This is a genomic window from Alistipes sp. ZOR0009, assembly GCF_000798815.1.
Classification (GTDB): Bacteria; Bacteroidota; Bacteroidia; order Bacteroidales; family ZOR0009; genus Acetobacteroides.
On sequence record NZ_JTLD01000001.1, the window covers coordinates 1 to 16,974 of the forward strand.

Below are 16,974 nucleotides of genomic sequence, written 5' to 3' on the forward strand. Positions count from 1 at the left end.
TTGACCCCACCAAGGCAGATGTCGGTGTAAACGAGATTACCTTCAGCATTGTTAGGGGTACCGGCTGCAGCCTTATTCTGAAAAAGAATATCAGCGTAAAAGCAACCCCTAATCTTAAATTTAATGCAATTCCTGAAGTTTGTAGAGATACGCCTATCAACCTTAAACGATATGTAAATATCTATGGAGGCACATTCGTCGGGCAAGGCGTGAAGGATACTTTATTATATCCTGCCAATATGCCTATCGGTGAAAACAATGTTACCTACAATTACAAGGAAAATTCCACAGGATGCGAATATCAGGTGAGCCAAACCGTGAATATAAAAGCCGCAATGAGACCTCTTGTATTTAATCCTATTCCAAACGTTTGCTCTGGAACCTCTAAAATAGATTTAAACAAGAATGTAAACCTACAAGGAGGCGTTTTTAGTGAAAATGATGCAAATGTTCAAAACGGCTTTTACGTTCCGAACCAAAGCGGACTTAAAACTATTTCTTACGTCGTGAACGAAAATGGTTGTGTTCAAACTGAAAAACAAACCTTTGAAATTTATGAAACGCCAAACTTAACCTTTGGCACAGTCCCTCTACAAAACACTAAGGTTGAATTCGATTTAAATTCATGTGTTAACGTTCTTGGAGGCACTTTTTCTGGAAATGGCGTTGTAGGATCTAAGTTTTCACCTGCAGTAGCTGGAGTTGGAGTACATAAAGTTACCTATACAGTAAGAAGTGCGTCAAATGGATGTTCTGCAACAAAGGAACAAAATATTGAGGTTTCTGAACTTATAGATTTTAATGGTATTACTGCTGGCTCCGTTCCTCGAATTTGTGGAAACTCAGAAAAGTTTTCCCTACTCAAGTATGTTTCACCTCAAAATGGGACCTTTACTGGAAATGGCATCGAAATGGGCCAATATTTCAATCCATCTGGAAAAGTTGGAATAAATGAAGTCACATATAGTGTTAGCATTGGTGGAAAAACTTATGAGAAAAAACTGTACATAAACGTAGACAATGATAATAGCGTTAAATGTCTTGGTGATACAATAAAACTGTGTGGTCAGACTGCCAATGTAAAATCAATGGTACTACAAAGTACATTTAACTATAATGGGACTGCAGATATAACCCTTAATGGTTCGTTTATGCCACGAGGGTACTCTATTCAACCTCTTGAAATTATAAGTTTTTCAGGATGCTCTTCGTTCAAAAATTTCATTGTTAACAATATTTCTGTTGAACCTGTAGACTTCACAGCAACCGCAAACGTCGCGTCCGAAGGCGGTTTGATTAAGTTTGAGCCAAACAAAAAACTGGATGGACATAATTACAAATGGACATTTGGAGATGGTGCTTGGTCTTCTGAAAATAAACCTAGTCACTACTTCTATTTGCCAGGATTCTACAACATAGAACTTCTTGTGAAGAATCCTAGCGGATGTCAAATTTCTGTTTTAAAAGAAGGTTGGATTAATGTCGAGAGTCTTACACCAAACAAGATCAGCTCAATTAAAGTTGGTTCTAGGCTGTATAAGGTAAGTTCTGAAACTAAAGTTAATTCAGATATTACAGTTTATCCGAACCCATGTACAACATACATAAACATTGCAATTCCTCAAGTACTTGAAGGGAAGAAAAACGAGTATCGAATTTACACATCGATGGGAGTCCTTGTCAAAAAGGGCGAAATCTTTACTTCTTCAAGAATTGATATTACAGAACTACGTTTAGGTGCTTATTTGCTTACAGTTAACAATCAAAAATTTAAACTGATTAAGAATGAGTAAAAGAATATTTATAGGAATGGCTGTTGTTACAGCCTTCCTTTTCCTTACCTCCTGTGAAGAGGAAAAAGATTTTTTCGTCAACTATAATGTGTTAGACGTCCAGTTTAGCCTCCGTAATAAAGCATTTGCGGATTCCCTTGTTGATTCTGTGAAGTTTGGGTTTACGGAAAGCTGTAAATTAAAAATGAGCCAGAACTTTTCGTCTATTGAAGTCCGTTCTCAATTTGAGTATAGCCCTTCCGCTTTTATTTCTTTGAAAAAAGATGAAGTAGGTGGTGAATTTGACATTAACAAAGGCGTTATGACTGAAACAGGCGAAAAAGAAATCTTTATCAAAGGAGGAAAGGTTGGAAATACACTTGGGTTGCTAATCTTCAAAGATGGTTATGGCAAAGAAGTAAAGAAAAAGGTCAAACTTACAGTATTTGAAAATCTAGAACCCGTAACAAACATGCAGATAGAGGCGATTAAAAACATATCGCCTTATGAGATTGAAATCAACCTTTCAAATTCTTACGATCGAGATGCTATATACGGTGGAAAAATAGTTGAATTTGAATACCGAATTGGGGATTTCTATCTCCTTAGAACCTCGAAGTTCTCTTCAATAAAATTCGTCCTTCCTCAGAAAGGAACCTTTTTGATAAAATGCCGTGTAAAAGACAACAATGGGGTATACTCTGTCGAAAAAACAAAAGAAATTACTGTGTAGTATTTTATATTAATTTATATTATATTTTTTAGTACCTTTGAAGGTGTTAGTATTTGTTTGCTAACACCTTTCTTATTGTATAACCAATCTTTACAAACTATGAGTACGTTCCTCGGATTAGCAAATGTAACAACGAAAGAGGATAATAATGTCTCTTTCAAATCTGTAAATTTTTCGCTTCATGCAGAGCGATTTAGTTCTCTTGAAGATAAGGGAGGGAAGATTCCTGTTTTTATCGTTAAAAATGATGAAACCAACAAACACGAGGTGCATTCCTCTATTCCTGAAGGCAAAAAACAAGGTCTTGATTCATCCTTGTATCTTGACAAAGAAAAAACGTTACAAATCCCGTCTAATGAGCAAGGTTATATTTCTAGCATTTACGTTTCTTCAAAGAAAGATGTGAAGCAAGGAATGCCTAACCTGTCCGTATATTCTTTAAAGGATAACGAAAAAAACTACTTGGGAAACGGCTTTTCAAATAGTTCAAAATTTGAAAACGGAGTAAACCTTAAACAGTTTACAGACCAAGATGGGGCTACTTCAAAATTATTTAATGTCAGAATTAAAGGGTCTGATATTGAAAAGTTGGATGCAGATTCCTATGGGAATGTAAGAGTTCTTATCAATAGAACTGAAAATGGACATAGGTTACTTTTAACTGAAAAGCCATCGAAAGAAACAGACGCTGTACTTGTTCTTGATAAAAATGAAACTCTTTCTATTTCAAAAAATAACGATGGCCAAATAAGGCTAATTGTTGCCGATAAGAATCCACAAAATATAGGTCGAGATAAATCTGATCTTGTGATCTATGAAAATAAGTTTCGGGCTGGTGATGAAAAGTTAAGTAAAGAAGATAAGTCCGAGAAATTTAAAGAAAAGAACTATGTCGGTGCTGGATATACAAACAACCCTTCTCTTCTTAAACTAAAAGAAGATGACCTCTCTAAAGATGGGTTAAAAGCAGCGATAACCAAAAACGAAACAATTAGAACATTTGCCATAATCAATGCAAAGCCAGATCTAGTTGAAAAAAAACATGGTGATTTAGTCAAGAAAATGATCAATGAAAATCCTTCGTTTTCAAAAGGAATTGAAACCGCCGTTACAACTGCCTTAAAAAAAAATGAAGCAGGATTAGGACAAAAAGAGGCAAGTGCGACTCCTGAGATTAAGGAACCTAAGATGAAGCAGCCTAAGATAAAATAATGACTAATAATTAATCAATATGGACAACATCCAAGATTTTAAAAAACGAAAACTTGAGGAAGAACATATAGATGAATCATCTTTAGACCTCAAAAGTTCTGCAAATCTAAATAAGCCCAAAATTCACAACGGAGATAAATTGATTACCGTTGGATCTCAAAAACGAGAAATTCTTGAAAATGGGCAACGAATAATGACATTTTCTCTTAATCCAGAGGCTATCAGTAAACTTTCTGAAAGAAATGGTAAAATTCGAATTTATCCTAACAATCAGAATTTTATAGGTAATGATGCATTTAAACGTGATTACATTGAACTTGACAAAAAAGCGATATCGCTCATAAAACCATCTGAAGATGGGTCTATAAAGATTATGGCTGTCGAAAAATTTCCGGGTGGAGACATTAATACAAAAAAGAAGGGTGAAAAGGAACTTGTAATTTTAGCAGATACCTCTGAAAATAGGAAGAAACTCGTTGAAGAGAATAGAACCGTTATCTATAAAGGAGAGGAAGATCTCTATAGAAAAGAAAAGGTAATGGATACACCTATTACTCCAACAATGACGTTTAGAGACGTGTATCGTTATATGTCAGAAGAAGAAAAAGGTAGTATTTCAAAACTCACGTCCAAAGAATTACAAGCAAGCATTAATAGTGCAAAACCCTCTCTTTCTAAAATTGATGATCAATATTTAGAAAGATTCAAAGCTGAAATTACGACTCCAGATAAACCTCTTAAGATGATCGATCATGACAACCAAGTTTGCGAGGTCAAATTCAAGGGTAAAGATGATTCTGGCAATTATGTTTACAAGAAAAAAGACGATACAGAAGTTTCTGTAAATCAATTTAATGCAAATCAAAAAATTAAACCGTACAACAACGAAAAGATATTTGAAGAATCTGTGAGAGATTCTTTAAATGAAACTGGATTTGCAACAAAAGAAAAAAAAATAGACAATCCTAATCTTGCCGATGAAATTCTCAATCGCGATTTGGACTCCAAGGATGAAAAGAGAAAAGGATTAAAAATTTAGGTATGGATACAAAAAATGTAATTATACTGCTAGCCGTTGCTCTAGCAATCGTTATACTTGATTTTTTGTGTCTTTCATCAATCAATGTCCAACTTTTCTCTTTTGTAAGAGAAGTTGGAAATCCAGCACCGTTCTTTATTAAAAACGGTGCTTACTTCAGAGCGTTCTACGTATTTTCTCTTTTTGTTTTAGCATACAACACAGTGCTACATCAAAAACCAAAAGAGCGTAAAGAAGATACAAAAATCAACATTACTATTTCGACTATCTGTTTTCTTCTCAGTACTGGTATTTACGTTTTTATCAGTTTCTTCTTTGGGGTAAAAGTTTGGTACTTTTTTTTAGCCTACCTCGTATTTTTTATTTTATCTACAACGTTTTGCGTTTGGTTTGTTCTTGAAGCGACTGCAAAAACAAAAAAAAGTCTCGAAAGAACTAACCTTTCTAGTGATCTTAAAAAGATTCAAAACAAGAACAAAACAATCTTTAGTTTCAAAACGACAGATGGATACATCAACGTTTTAAATCCATTTCAGGGAATATTTGTGAACGGAGGAGCAGGAGCAGGAAAATCTGCATCGATAGCTATTCCTATAATTGATCAAATAGCAAAAAATAGCTGGACTGGACTCGTTTATGATTTCAAATATTTTGATTTAACAAATGTTGTTTACACCGCATTTAAGCGCCACCCGAAAGAATCAAAATCTATAAAACTTCGAATAATCAACTTTACAGATGTTCAAAGATCTCATAGAATTAATCCTATAGATCCAAACTACTTGATTGACGAAGCTTTTATTGAAGAGTACGTAAACACAATTCTAAAAAACTTAAACAAGGAATGGATAAAAAATAGTGGCAATTTCTTTTGTACTAGCGCGATTCTTCTTTTAAAGGCATTGGTGCTCTTTATTAAAGAAAAGCATCCAGATATCTGCGATATCCCTCACGTTTTTTCTATAGTCAACCACTTTACAACTGAAGAACTTTGCCTCATGCTTAGTACCCACGAGCAGGCACTTTCAATTTCATCTTCTGTTTCAGAAGCAGTACAAAAAGGAGCGATGGAACAGGTGGCTGGTGTTATTGCAACTTTAAAGGCTCAAACACAAAAGTTGGATAACAAAAACATATTTTGGGTACTTGGAGGTAATGATGTCGATTTAAATCTTAACGATCCCCAAAAAAGAACTTTACTCTGCGTCGTGAATGATCCTCAGAAGACAGAAACTTTAACCCCTGTTTTTTCTCTAATCGTTACCGTTGCCCGAAAAACAATGAACGTGAAAGATCGTGATAAGTCAATTTTTCTTCTCGATGAGGCACCAACCATGTTTTTACCAAATTTTGATGAGTTACCCAATACTGGTCGTTCAAACAAGATCTGCTCCTGCTACATGGGGCAGGATATTTCTCAGATGGACAAAAATTACGGGAAGGACATTAGAAGAAATATACTTGGCTCTCTTGGAAATGTTTTTTATGGAAATGCAACAGAGGGAGAGACTGTAAAATATTGTAGCGAACTGTTTGGAAAGGAAGATGTGATAATAGAAAACACTTCTTACGGAAGGAATAAAAATACGAGTTCAATCGGTCAGTCTGAAAATATATCATTTAATGTGCAAACTCGTGAAGTTATTAAACCACAAGAGATAGCCTCACTCCCAATTGGAACCTTTTGTGGTAAAATTGTAGGAAGAGTACCTCACAGCTACTTTAAATCACAGTTCCTCAGATTAGACGATCAAGGTATTAATCCTGAAGAATTTAAGGTTCCTCCATTTACAAACGTAACAAAAGAAATGGTGGAAGATTTTTATAACAGTGTTATGGAAGATACAAAAGCTCTTAAAGCAATGTACAGTAATATAAAGGAGGAAAGCGTATGTTATTAATGATAGCATCAGTAGGAGAAGAGGTTATCGGTGATTCACACATACTTGATTCTGCAGCTCAGCTTGCAATCCAAGTACGTAACGTAATGCTCAATTATGCCCCTATTTTTACAATTCTAACTGGATTTTGGGGAGTTATACGATTCTATTTTGGATTTGACCCTCATAAAATCAACTTTCAAAAGTATGTCTTTTACCCATTGATAATGCTTTTTGCAATTATCAACTATGCCTGGATTATGGACACAATTAACACGGTGGCTTTTGATGCCGTAAACTGCAGCAAAAACGAGGATTCAGACAAAATGTTTGAGAAGATAATGGATGCAGAACGACAATACACAATGATAGTAAGTCTTGGCCAAATGACCTATGCGGATACGGTTATTGATAAAAAGAATCAAGCTGTAGATGCAGAGTATGGAGATGGTTCTATTGCTGGTTCCATCGTTAAGGCTAAAAATTGGGCGGTCGGGAAGTTTAACCAATATCGAGCATCGGCTGATTTTAACGGTGCGTTGACTTCAACTATGCCCACACCTGCGAATATTTTTGATTTCCTTAAAGGAAGTCTTCAGGCTGGTTTTACGACTCTATGTAGAAGTATAATAATACTTCTACGAAAAGCAATATTTATGATATTGCTCGTAGTTGGACCAATTGCAATGACCTTCGAGATTTTACCTCCTTGGCGAGGTCAATTTACGCATTGGCTAAAAATTTATATTTCAGTCATACTGTGGGGGCTCACGCTTAATATAATAGATGCTTGTTATGTGTTTTATATAAATTCAGAGTACAAGGCTGTTTTTGATGATATTGCAGAACTTGCAAAAAATGGAGAATACTACTTCTCTAGTACAGATAGCGATTTCGGTTATTTGAGCGTTGTTTTTGCGCTTATTTATGTTTTCGTTCCTTACATAACCAGCATATATTCTGGTGGATCAGGAGCAGGGAAAATGTTTACTGTACTAGGTGGACTTATCGCAAAAACAGCCGTATCTGCAGCCTCTAGCGTTACAAAATTAATTCCATCTATGCCAACTAAGATTTCAGGAAAAACTAGATAGTATGAAAAGAATCGTTTTAATACTTAATGGTATAAAGGATAAAACACCGTTTAAAGTCCTTGTTTTACTATGTGTCGTATTCTTAACTGCAAGTGTGCTAACTTATTTAAATGATTTTCAATGGCTAAATCTAATTTCACAGTTAGCATTTTTATGCTTGGCCTTTATTCTTGTCGCAAAACACAAAAAATATGTGTTTCAAAACGAAAAATTGAAAATCTTTATTATAAAACCAGAAGATGAAGACATTAAAAATGATAGCAATACTACTTCTGATAGCAAGTAGTTACAGAGTCGCTGGTCAGGGTGCTGGAACTCCAGTTTACGACGCTAAAGCCGATTTTAACGAAACAATGAAACGCATTGAAGAAAAATCCTTTAAAGTCAAAGACTGGATGTACAACCTGCAGCAAATCCAATGGCTCATGGAATCGTTTAAAAAAATGGACACTCTGAGAAGGCACGCCCAAGCGGCCTACGACTTATCCTATAAAATTTATGATAATACGAAGAAAGTCACTGCTCTTAAAGATTTTGGATTGAACGATGTTGGATTCATGGCCGAGAAAGTTATAGGAATGCCTATTGATCCTTCTTTTTATCTCATTCGCGCAAGAGGAGGCAAATATGATAAATTCGTAAAAGCAGTAAGCTTCAAGCCGGGTGATAATATTGACCAGAATTCAAAAGATATCTACAACTTTTTAATGGCTTACGATCCAAGATATGGTGCTAGTGAAGGCGGAAATCAAATTGATATTTTCGATGATATTGCCAAAGATTTTTTATTTGAGGAAGATTGGCGAAAAATGGTTGAAATAGAAAGAGCCAGAAAAATTGCAAAATTTCGATCTTCTATAGCAGAAGAAATTGAAAAAAAGAAAAATCAAATAAAATTACTGCAGACTGATGGCAAATATTCAATGACACTTGCCGAAAGATTGGCTCAAATAGAAAAACTTCGGAACGAAGCAGAATCTCTACAAGATTCTCTTAATCGACAAAACGAACGGATTTCTCAGAACATCAAAAATAAGAACAAACAGTTAGTATTGCATCTTGTTGGAGTTAAATACAATATGAACTGGAAAAACTTTAATAAAAAAATAGGGAGGATAAAAAATATTGGAGACATTTCATTGCGCAAATGGGATCGTAGCCGGAAACCTATACAAAAAATTGTTTATAATTGGAAATAACTGTTTTTTAAATTTTTCATTTAGATTTAATGAACAAACATTCAGATTATGAAAAAAACAAGCGTTCTGACATGCCTACTGTTTATAGCATCTTTTACAGTTTTGGCTCAAACAAGTAAAGATTTCAAAATATCAAGTATTGCAGATTACCCTACAACAGGAAGTAAAAAATTTGTTTTTAAAACAAAGTTAGCCCGTTCAAATATTGAGTTGACTTACAATTTGGAATTGTTCAAACACGAAACTATGGTGAATGACTCTACCGCCTTCATCCTTTTTTCCATCAAGAACGATTCAAAAAAAGTAGATAAAGGAATACCTCTTTCAGATCACAACATTTGCCAATTTGATAAAGACGAAGTTGATCGGCAAAAAAAAGAACTCAATTTTTCTGATGGTGCATTCTTTTGTGGCTATTTTCAGAAAGTAATAAAAGAGTTAATTATGAATGATTTGAATCTGAAAAATAAATCAGTCTACTTCGTAGTGCTAAACTCATACGATTACGATAAGGTACTTCATCCGTTTACCTATAAAACAGTGCAAAGTGCAGTAAACAACTGGAAAATAGTCGCTGCGTTACACAATTCAACCTATGTGTACTCTTTGGGTATTTTAAAAAATGGGGTCATTATGCTCGACGAACGAAATTGTCCAAATTTTCCTCATGACAGCCTTTTAACAAAAAAACTAAATCAATGAAAGTTAAGACCAAAGCAATTCTACGATTTACCTTAATATCGTTTGCCTCTATATTCATTTTTATCTCTGGATATTGGTTCGGAGGTCGAAATTACTCTGAAGAGTTGAATTTCAAAATAGAAAGCATAGCGCTCCAAGATAGTGCTATAAATTTAAGTACTCTCATACTTCCTGAGGTTGCTGATAAATTTGATAGCGCAGCGATCTACTCGCGTATAAATAAAAAATACGCCCAAACCTTTCGCTTTAATTACGAGGATACTCTGAAAACTGCAATAACTAGCGCAGGCTTCCTAAAGAGTCGATTTCAAATTTTAAAAGCATTTAGGCCATATTATATAGAAGGTGTAACCATTGAAAAAGATTACAAAGATTATATTATTAGCCTAAATTTGAGAACGATTGACTACACCAGCGTATTAAGATATTTATCAACAAAAGACACAACCAAAAATTACAAGGATCTATATAAGGATACAGAAATGAACCTCAAGTATGTAAAAAAAGGAGATCATTTCCTTTTCAATGGATTTCAATAGTCTTCACTGCCACTTTTAAATATCCCCAAAGGGAGGACTTGAAAAAGTTCTCTCTTTTTTAAAAAATAAAACATCGAAAACGATAGTTTATATTATATATTTTGTTACATTTGTATAGTTCAAAAGATCAAAAATGGAAACAGATAAGGATATACAACTCATATACGTCGATCTATTTTGTGGTGCTGGAGGTACTAGTACAGGAGTAGAATCTGCAAGAATAAACGGTAAACAATGCGCAAAAGTTATTGCTTGTGTAAATCACGATGCAAACGCTATCGCCAGCCATGCCGCCAACCATCCAGAGGCATTGCACTTTACAGAAGATATCAGGACGCTTGACTTAACAGAGCTGATAAAGCATGTTGCCTTAATGCGGATCAAATATCCAAACGCCAAGTTAAGTCTTTGGGCTTCTTTGGAATGCACCAATCACTCCAAGGCTAAAGGAGGTGTTAGCCGTGACGCAGATAGCAGAACTCTTGCCGACCATCTTTTCCGTTATATCGAGGCATTGAACCCTGATTTAGTTCAGATTGAGAATGTTGTCGAATTTAAAGACTGGGGTCCTCTCAAAATTAAAGTAGTTGCTGATAAAAACGGGAACGAACTTTATTGTCCGGTTGAATATAAAAAGAGCAATAAAAAAAGAGTTATAGCATGCAATCCTGTTTGGGTACCCATCGTTGAATTAAAAGGTTCATTCTACAATATTTGGGTAAACAAATTAAAAGGGTACGGCTACAACTATGATAGCCAAGTATTGAATTCGGCCAATTACGGTGCGTATACTGCACGGGTAAGATACTTTGGGCAGTTTGCTAAAGCAAAAATTCAAATTGCGTGGCCAATTCAAACTCACTTTAAGATCGAACTAAAGCCTAGAACTAAAACAAAGCAGTTAAGCCTATTTGAAGAAACAACTGCAAAAAAATATTGGAAGCCTGTTAAGGAGATTTTGGATTTTTCGGATGAAGGCGAAAGCATATTTAATCGAAAAAAGCCGCTTGTAGAAAAAACTCTCGAAAGGGTGTATCTAGGCCTTGTTAAGCATGTAGCAGGAGGTAAGGAGGCGTTTTTAAGTTCGTACTATGGAAACGGCGACAACTGCAGTAGCATTAACAAACCATCTCCCACCGTAACGACAAAAGATCGGATTGCCATAGTTAACCCTTGCTTTCTCTATATGCAGTACGGCAATGGTACCGCTACCAACATAAACGACCCTGCGGCCACGGTAACTACAAACCCAAAGCACCAACTGGTAACTTGCAATAGGTGGGTAATGAACACGAGTTTTAACAATGTAGGGAGCAGCATCGAAGAGCCAGCCCAGACGATCACAGCAAATCGAAAATGGCATTATTTAATGAACCCGCAATACTTAAACACGGGCGGTTCCATCGATAAGCCATGCTTCACCTTAATAGCCAGAATGGACAAGATGCCGCCCTACTTAATCGAAGTAGAAGGAGGCAGGATTGCTATTGAAATTTACGAAACGGATAGCTATTACACTCGTAAGATCAAGGAATTTATGGCCCTATACGGCATCGTTGACATTAAAATGCGAATGCTAAGGATTCACGAGTTAAAGTTGATTATGGGCTTCCCAAAAGACTACACGCTAATAGGAACACAGGCAGACAAAAAAAAATTTATTGGAAATGCTGTTGAAGTAAGAATGTCACGGGCGCTTTGTAAAGCTACTGTCTTGGGCATCCTCAAAGGAATTAAATCAGCCGAAATTGCGGCATAAAATATCTATTCAAATGAAAATCTACATTTCAGGTAAAATGGCAGGAATGAGCGAGAAAGAGTCTCGCAACCTTTTCCTTCGTGCCTGTATATTAATTGAATCCGTAAATCACAACCCGATTAATCCTTGGGTTGTTAATGACAAACTACAAGGTGCCTCGTATGAAGATAAGATGAAAGAAGATCTTCGTATTATTAAAGAGGAGGCGGACGCTATCTTCATGCTCAAAAACTGGAATATGTCTCTTGGAGCACAGCGTGAATACGATGAAGCAATTATAAAAGGAATTCCGATTTACTATGAGAGTGATCCTTCTATTTTCCTTTTTGACATGACCTTTCCAAAAGTTAATCCTGTAAACCAGTAAAACAATGAAAAATTTATCACCGCTCAACAAGAATTGTACTAAAGGCAAAATATCTGCCAAATACATTTTGTATTCTAAATTTATTACCCTTTCAGTCATTGTTATTTTTATTCTTGCGCTAATCGCAAATAACTATGTAGCTCCATTAGGAAATTTATTCTTTCAAATTATCCTAGTGTCTTTAGGTGTTTCGTTCCTAAACGTTACACTATGTGTTATTTACAACCAAAACTCACTACTATCATTTGCAATTCTTTTACTCTCTTTGTTTATTCTTCTTACTGACATTAAAACCTCCAATATAAATTTATACCAATGGATCTGCTTAGCCAAAACAGCCCTTGGAGTGATTGGGGTATTCTATTCTTCAATTAAATTAACACTGGCATTCATAAAGAGCCTTTTTAATAACGGCAAATTGGGAGAAGCATCAAACACAGAGCCAGAACCCAATTCGTAATTTTATTTGTTAAAACCAACACTAAAGTATCGAATACGCTATTTATTGTATTTTTTTTAGTATATTTGAATATAGAAAAAAGAAAAAATGCGACCTCGAAAAAATGAATACTACACGGAACACAATGGTGATATTATACTCATTGAGAAATTAGAAGGGAGTATGTACAAAATCATTGGATATGGACCCGAAAGACGGATTATTCGAGTTAAATGTGAGGTGTTCAAAAATAAAAAGGATTGCACAAACTACTTTAAATAGTTGAATAATAACGATTAAAAAGCATTACCATGAAAACATTCCTGCTTAGAGTTATTGTCTTTTTCGGAACATTAGGCCTTTTCACCTGGCTTATATCGCCAAAAACACGTACAGTTCATTCTGTTACAAATATTCATGTTCCCAAGTCTGAACCGACAGTTGTAGGAATAGTCATTATTATCCTATTTATCACCGCTCTTATTGTTTTAATCCTTTTTTTGAAAAAGAAAAACAGGTCACGCAGCAAATTGTCTTCAAATAAAAAGGCTGCCCAAAAAAAACAATCTAACATGGAAGAATTAACAATTACCTTAAAGGTGAAATACAGCGGTATAGGCATCACTGAAAAAGATGTTGTCGATTATATTGCTTTTCAGACTGGAGCAAGTTGCTCTATTTCTCAAGATAATCCATTTTTCTCTGAGGAGTCAGAATCTGAAATAGAGATAGGAACCATTTAAAACATCTGTCATGACTAAAAAAGCACAAAACGGGCAAGCCTTAGAAATGGTGTTTCAGAAATATGATGTTATGTCTAATGACGACATTAACCTGAAAAAAGAAATTCTGGATATCCTCAAACAGGATAAAAACTCTGATACAGAGACAAATTCTCACAAAAAAGATATCAATGGTAAATATTTACTCCTTTCACTAGTCGCCATTGCTGTTGGATTTGTATTCTTTTTTTCTGTATTATTACTAATAAAATTTGGATTTAATATAGATCCAAATATTTTAAAACTTTCTACAATATTTTTTACTGCATCGTTAATAAATATATTTTTAGCATATTTTTATTGTATGGGATTTTTAATCGAAATTATTGGCCTTGCTTTAGGACTGACATTATTAGTAGTAAAATTTTCTCTTCCAGACTCTTTAAGTTCTTCTTTAAAAGAAATTATACCTCTACTGCAATTGATCACATCAGGATTAATTTCAATAGTATCTTTTAGCGTAATGGGCTCAAAATTATTAACCCAACCAACCTCAAAGAAATGAAAATCACATTAAAATTTCCAGTGAGTTACATTATTTATCAAGCCATTGGATTCATTCAATTAGCGATTGGACTCGCAATCTTATTCTTATCAATAAGTATTGCGACAAGAAGTATATCTCAACGTACCTTCTGTATTTACTTAGGAATACTCCTTTTATCCTTTATTGCCTTATACAATATAAGGCAGTTGTACTTCAAAAAAAAAGTAAAAAGAGATATTGAACGTATGTATAAAAAATAGTAAAAAATGAAAAATCAAGAGTTGCTCGAATGTATCATACCTTATTCACCTTATGGTCTTAAGGCTCGGTATAAAAATGAAATGGAAATTGAAACAGTAATAGCGATTAATACAAAAAAGTTTGAATGTCAAACAGATAAAAGGGGAGGTCTTATTTCAAATTTTAAATACTACTTACATTCCCTTATAGATATTGGAAATCCGTGCTTAGAAGGGGGAAAAGTTCCAATCATGGAACTACTCAAAATTAAGAAGTTGGATATTTTTGATAATCGTCCACCCTCAGAAGAGGATGATTTTCCTAATTACAAACATATAGGAAAAGCAAAATATTGGTTTTTTGAAGTTATAACTACTCCTAACGGGATCGATAACCTACCAAGTTGGATGGTGACACAGCTTATTAAATGGAATTTTGATATTTTTGATCTTATAGAAAAAGGGTATGCTGAAGAAATAAAAACTCTTGAACTCTCAAAAAAAAATGAGAAATGAGAAACGGTAATTTAACAAATAAGAATCTTGAAAAACGCTTAAAATTATACGCTTTTCTTACCCGTTTTTTTTGCATACTAAATGGCATTTTCGTCGTTTTTGTCGTTATTATAACTACTACATCATCTTATGGTAGAGAATACCTACAAACGGCTCTTTTCTTCTTTATGGGATTATTAATCCTTACCGTAATATTCTATAAAAAAATGGGCAATATTAACGATAAGCTTAGAGTCCTAAAATTTCTCAAAAACAACCAATAACCTAAAAGCATTTAAGCGAATGGAACGAAAGAAAAAACTAGAAGAAAACGCAACCTTATCGAAGTTACTTCAAGAACTTGGAACTCAAGTTAGAACGATTCGTAAGCGTTCGGATATTTCGATCAAAGATCTGTCAGCCATGTCTGACAAGGGTGAAGATAAGATTAGCAACCTTGAGTTTGCAAAAGTAGACTATCGGATCAGCCTACTACTCAAGGTCGTCGATGCGTTAGGATATCAGGTTAAGATTGTCCCCAAAAGTCAAATAGCAACAGGAAAAGACTTTTTAGGTAATAATTATGGTGGTAAAATTTGATACCCCCTCAGGAGCCAAGGGCAACAAGGGGAGCAGCGCGGCATTTTTACAGTACATGGACTTTGCACGAAAGAATAGCAGCCATTGAAAGGAGAGAAAGCCAGGTAACTAAAACGCTTGACTAGTAACAAAAAACAACCTAAAAATCATTTAAGCGAATGGACGTGCAATGCTCCAAAACATCAAAAAGTTTTGAAAGATAATTACTCTTCCCTTCAAGTCGGTTTTTTCTCTTTTATCCATTATTTCACATTAAGATAACATCTTCAGAAAAGAGGAGATTAACTAGCTTTGAGCCACTATAAAAAGATACACGAGAAGATTTGGAAAACTCCTCTTTACTTCCTTTACCTGTAACTCCAGTATGACAAAAAATTCCTTTTACCTTGTTTGTTGATACTATATTTTCAAACTCTACTACATGCTTTTTATTTATATGTTTTTTATAACGTTTAGCCTGTACATAAAAAAGCGTATCATTATAATAAAAACGACCATCTATACCTCCATCTCCGCTATAGCGCTTATTACGTATAACCTTGAGTCCTCGTTTTTCCAAAGAATATAGAATAAGTTCCTCAAAAACGTACGGATTTATTTGTTTCAGATAGTTAATCTGTTGTCCTTTTGTCTCAAATGTCTTAAGTTTTAAATAGATTCTTACTGCTGTTTTTTGATTCTTTTCATGCCGATAATTTCGATGACTACGATGAAAGATTAGATAGTACAGGAATATGAGCGCCAATACCATTATTAAAAAAACAACATCCATTGGGTCTATTTTTTTGTAAAGAAATAAAAGAAGAGGAACTCGAACATGGTAAAAAAGAGTAATACTAACAACGACTCATTAAATCCAGAGTTGAAGACTTTCCTTAGAATCAGGAAGAACGACGGATATACAAATAAACTTGTTAAACTTACTGTTATGATGAAGTTGACCCAAGACTCTCTTTTTGTTCTTACCATTTCAACATTTTAAAGTAAAAATCAGATGCTTTATGCCTCCAAATTTCAGAGCGGAAAATGTCTCATAATCCTGTTTATGTAAAATTGGGGAAGAGGTAGAACAAAATTGTCCTACCTCTTTTCTAAGCTTGGATTGAATTCAAGATGTTTCACAACATCCAAAATTGAAGGTAGGCAAATATAAGTATATGTTTGTATATTTATACCAGTAATTATTAAATTTTTTGTCACTATGGAAACACTTTCAAACGATTTTTTCAAAAGTACAATTACTCAGTTTATTAAAGAGTTTCATCCAGATCTTGCTTTAAAGGGGAAAGATTATATTGAAAATGAGATTAATTTAAGATCATCACAAGCCTATGAAAGTTTTGAAGAAAGTCGAAAAGATGGATTAGATGTTAATTCATCACTCGAAATCGCTTTTGAAGTTCTCAAGCAAGGATTACTTTTTAGTAAGTACCAGCATGTGAAAAGCCTAATGATCTCTTACTTTTTCGATTATCTTGAACTTCAATCTGAAGAAGATCAAAATAATTTCATTTTAAACATTACAATAAAAGCTTCAGACGTATTTGAAAGGTACGTTTCGTCCGACGTGTTTCATCACAGTGACAAAATGGACCTTGAGGTTATCCGAATTATACAATCATCTATAAGGTAGCGG

General features: G+C 34.5%; 21 protein-coding genes. 20 read left to right on the forward strand and 1 reads right to left on the reverse strand.

What is annotated here, in order from left to right; all coding sequences use genetic code 11:
• The 18 genes from L990_RS00005 to L990_RS00095 all read left to right on the forward strand — a co-directional run.
• Positions 1–1,793 (forward strand): PKD domain-containing protein (locus L990_RS00005; RefSeq protein WP_047444252.1); only part of this gene is annotated, 1,793 nt, incomplete at its 5' end.
• A complete protein-coding gene (locus tag L990_RS00010; RefSeq protein WP_047444254.1) occupies positions 1,786–2,505 on the forward strand; it encodes a hypothetical protein in 720 nt (239 codons plus the stop codon). The genes L990_RS00005 and L990_RS00010, both read left to right, overlap by 8 nt.
• 99 nt (positions 2,506–2,604) lie before the next feature.
• Positions 2,605–3,717: a hypothetical protein gene (locus tag L990_RS00015; protein ID WP_047444256.1), complete on the forward strand. Its 1,113-nt coding sequence runs from the start codon at positions 2,605–2,607 to the stop codon at positions 3,715–3,717.
• Positions 3,718–3,736: 19 nt separating this feature from the next.
• Entirely contained in the window at positions 3,737–4,756 is a 1,020-nt protein-coding gene (locus L990_RS00020) for a hypothetical protein (RefSeq protein WP_047444258.1), read from the forward strand.
• Positions 4,757–4,758: 2 nt separating this feature from the next.
• Entirely contained in the window at positions 4,759–6,657 is a 1,899-nt protein-coding gene (locus tag L990_RS00025; RefSeq protein WP_047444260.1) for a type IV secretory system conjugative DNA transfer family protein, read from the forward strand.
• Positions 6,657–7,730 carry a hypothetical protein gene (locus L990_RS00030; RefSeq protein ID WP_156121248.1) on the forward strand — a complete coding sequence of 358 codons (1,074 nt, stop codon included), beginning with the start codon at positions 6,657–6,659 and terminating at the stop codon, positions 7,728–7,730. Before L990_RS00025 ends, L990_RS00030 begins: the two co-directional genes overlap by 1 nt.
• 1 nt (position 7,731) lies before the next feature.
• The gene (locus tag L990_RS00035; protein WP_047444263.1) at positions 7,732–8,016 is read left to right on the forward strand and encodes a hypothetical protein; all 285 of its coding nucleotides are present in this window, start codon (positions 7,732–7,734) and stop codon (positions 8,014–8,016) included.
• The gene (locus L990_RS00040) at positions 7,970–8,929 is read left to right on the forward strand and encodes a hypothetical protein (RefSeq protein WP_156121249.1); all 960 of its coding nucleotides are present in this window, start codon (positions 7,970–7,972) and stop codon (positions 8,927–8,929) included. Before L990_RS00035 ends, L990_RS00040 begins: the two co-directional genes overlap by 47 nt.
• A 48-nt stretch (positions 8,930–8,977) precedes the next feature.
• Entirely contained in the window at positions 8,978–9,631 is a 654-nt protein-coding gene (locus L990_RS00045) for a hypothetical protein (RefSeq protein ID WP_047444266.1), read from the forward strand.
• Positions 9,628–10,170 carry a hypothetical protein gene (locus L990_RS00050; RefSeq protein WP_047444267.1) on the forward strand — a complete coding sequence of 181 codons (543 nt, stop codon included), beginning with the start codon at positions 9,628–9,630 and terminating at the stop codon, positions 10,168–10,170. Before L990_RS00045 ends, L990_RS00050 begins: the two co-directional genes overlap by 4 nt.
• Positions 10,171–10,303: 133 nt before the next feature.
• A complete protein-coding gene (locus L990_RS00055; RefSeq protein WP_047444269.1) occupies positions 10,304–11,929 on the forward strand; it encodes a DNA cytosine methyltransferase in 1,626 nt (541 codons plus the stop codon).
• 13 nt (positions 11,930–11,942) lie between these two features.
• Entirely contained in the window at positions 11,943–12,296 is a 354-nt protein-coding gene (locus L990_RS00060; protein ID WP_052180601.1) for a DUF4406 domain-containing protein, read from the forward strand.
• Positions 12,297–12,300: 4 nt separating this feature from the next.
• A complete protein-coding gene (locus L990_RS00065) occupies positions 12,301–12,756 on the forward strand; it encodes a hypothetical protein (RefSeq protein ID WP_047444271.1) in 456 nt (151 codons plus the stop codon).
• Between the two features lie 290 nt (positions 12,757–13,046).
• Entirely contained in the window at positions 13,047–13,478 is a 432-nt protein-coding gene (locus tag L990_RS00070; RefSeq protein ID WP_047444273.1) for a hypothetical protein, read from the forward strand.
• A gap of 10 nt (positions 13,479–13,488) precedes the next feature.
• Positions 13,489–14,022 (forward strand): hypothetical protein, encoded by a 534-nt coding sequence (locus L990_RS00075; RefSeq protein WP_047444275.1) that lies wholly within the window; start codon positions 13,489–13,491, stop codon positions 14,020–14,022.
• Positions 14,019–14,264 carry a hypothetical protein gene (locus L990_RS20315; protein ID WP_047444277.1) on the forward strand — a complete coding sequence of 82 codons (246 nt, stop codon included), beginning with the start codon at positions 14,019–14,021 and terminating at the stop codon, positions 14,262–14,264. The genes L990_RS00075 and L990_RS20315 overlap by 4 nt, the downstream gene beginning before the upstream one ends.
• A gap of 6 nt (positions 14,265–14,270) precedes the next feature.
• A complete protein-coding gene (locus tag L990_RS00085) occupies positions 14,271–14,759 on the forward strand; it encodes a hypothetical protein (protein ID WP_047444279.1) in 489 nt (162 codons plus the stop codon).
• A gap of 282 nt (positions 14,760–15,041) precedes the next feature.
• Positions 15,042–15,338: a hypothetical protein gene (locus L990_RS00095; RefSeq protein WP_047444283.1), complete on the forward strand. Its 297-nt coding sequence runs from the start codon at positions 15,042–15,044 to the stop codon at positions 15,336–15,338.
• Between the two features lie 247 nt (positions 15,339–15,585).
• On the opposite strand, the gene L990_RS00100 is transcribed toward L990_RS00095, so the two are convergent.
• A complete protein-coding gene (locus L990_RS00100; protein ID WP_047444285.1) occupies positions 15,586–16,110 on the reverse strand; it encodes a restriction endonuclease in 525 nt (174 codons plus the stop codon).
• A gap of 45 nt (positions 16,111–16,155) precedes the next feature.
• Here L990_RS00100 and L990_RS20165 point away from each other — a divergent pair, with 45 nt between their 5' ends.
• A complete protein-coding gene (locus L990_RS20165) occupies positions 16,156–16,320 on the forward strand; it encodes a hypothetical protein (protein ID WP_197057200.1) in 165 nt (54 codons plus the stop codon).
• A 219-nt stretch (positions 16,321–16,539) separates the two neighbouring features.
• The gene (locus L990_RS00105) at positions 16,540–16,971 is read left to right on the forward strand and encodes a DUF1896 family protein (protein ID WP_047444287.1); all 432 of its coding nucleotides are present in this window, start codon (positions 16,540–16,542) and stop codon (positions 16,969–16,971) included.
• Positions 16,972–16,974: the final 3 nt, after the last annotated feature.

Excerpts from the sequence above, each read along its gene's own strand:
- L990_RS20165 (WP_197057200.1), top strand. The coding sequence starts at position 16,156 with ATGGTAAAAAAGAGTAATACTAACAACGACTCATTAAATCCAGAGTTG.
- L990_RS00040 (WP_156121249.1), top strand. The coding sequence starts at position 7,970 with ATGAAGACATTAAAAATGATAGCAATACTACTTCTGATAGCAAGTAGT.
- L990_RS00055 (WP_047444269.1), top strand. The coding sequence starts at position 10,304 with ATGGAAACAGATAAGGATATACAACTCATATACGTCGATCTATTTTGT.
- L990_RS00020 (WP_047444258.1), top strand. The coding sequence starts at position 3,737 with ATGGACAACATCCAAGATTTTAAAAAACGAAAACTTGAGGAAGAACAT.
- L990_RS00085 (WP_047444279.1), top strand. The coding sequence starts at position 14,271 with ATGAAAAATCAAGAGTTGCTCGAATGTATCATACCTTATTCACCTTAT.
- L990_RS00105 (WP_047444287.1), top strand. The coding sequence starts at position 16,540 with ATGGAAACACTTTCAAACGATTTTTTCAAAAGTACAATTACTCAGTTT.
- L990_RS00030 (WP_156121248.1), top strand. The coding sequence starts at position 6,657 with ATGATAGCATCAGTAGGAGAAGAGGTTATCGGTGATTCACACATACTT.
- L990_RS00100 (WP_047444285.1), bottom strand. The coding sequence starts at position 16,110 with ATGGATGTTGTTTTTTTAATAATGGTATTGGCGCTCATATTCCTGTAC.
- L990_RS00015 (WP_047444256.1), top strand. The coding sequence starts at position 2,605 with ATGAGTACGTTCCTCGGATTAGCAAATGTAACAACGAAAGAGGATAAT.
- L990_RS00025 (WP_047444260.1), top strand. The coding sequence starts at position 4,759 with ATGGATACAAAAAATGTAATTATACTGCTAGCCGTTGCTCTAGCAATC.
- L990_RS00050 (WP_047444267.1), top strand. The coding sequence starts at position 9,628 with ATGAAAGTTAAGACCAAAGCAATTCTACGATTTACCTTAATATCGTTT.
- L990_RS00075 (WP_047444275.1), top strand. The coding sequence starts at position 13,489 with ATGACTAAAAAAGCACAAAACGGGCAAGCCTTAGAAATGGTGTTTCAG.
- L990_RS00060 (WP_052180601.1), top strand. The coding sequence starts at position 11,943 with ATGAAAATCTACATTTCAGGTAAAATGGCAGGAATGAGCGAGAAAGAG.
- L990_RS00095 (WP_047444283.1), top strand. The coding sequence starts at position 15,042 with ATGGAACGAAAGAAAAAACTAGAAGAAAACGCAACCTTATCGAAGTTA.
- L990_RS20315 (WP_047444277.1), top strand. The coding sequence starts at position 14,019 with ATGAAAATCACATTAAAATTTCCAGTGAGTTACATTATTTATCAAGCC.
- L990_RS00035 (WP_047444263.1), top strand. The coding sequence starts at position 7,732 with ATGAAAAGAATCGTTTTAATACTTAATGGTATAAAGGATAAAACACCG.
- L990_RS00010 (WP_047444254.1), top strand. The coding sequence starts at position 1,786 with ATGAGTAAAAGAATATTTATAGGAATGGCTGTTGTTACAGCCTTCCTT.
- L990_RS00045 (WP_047444266.1), top strand. The coding sequence starts at position 8,978 with ATGAAAAAAACAAGCGTTCTGACATGCCTACTGTTTATAGCATCTTTT.
- L990_RS00070 (WP_047444273.1), top strand. The coding sequence starts at position 13,047 with ATGAAAACATTCCTGCTTAGAGTTATTGTCTTTTTCGGAACATTAGGC.
- L990_RS00065 (WP_047444271.1), top strand. The coding sequence starts at position 12,301 with ATGAAAAATTTATCACCGCTCAACAAGAATTGTACTAAAGGCAAAATA.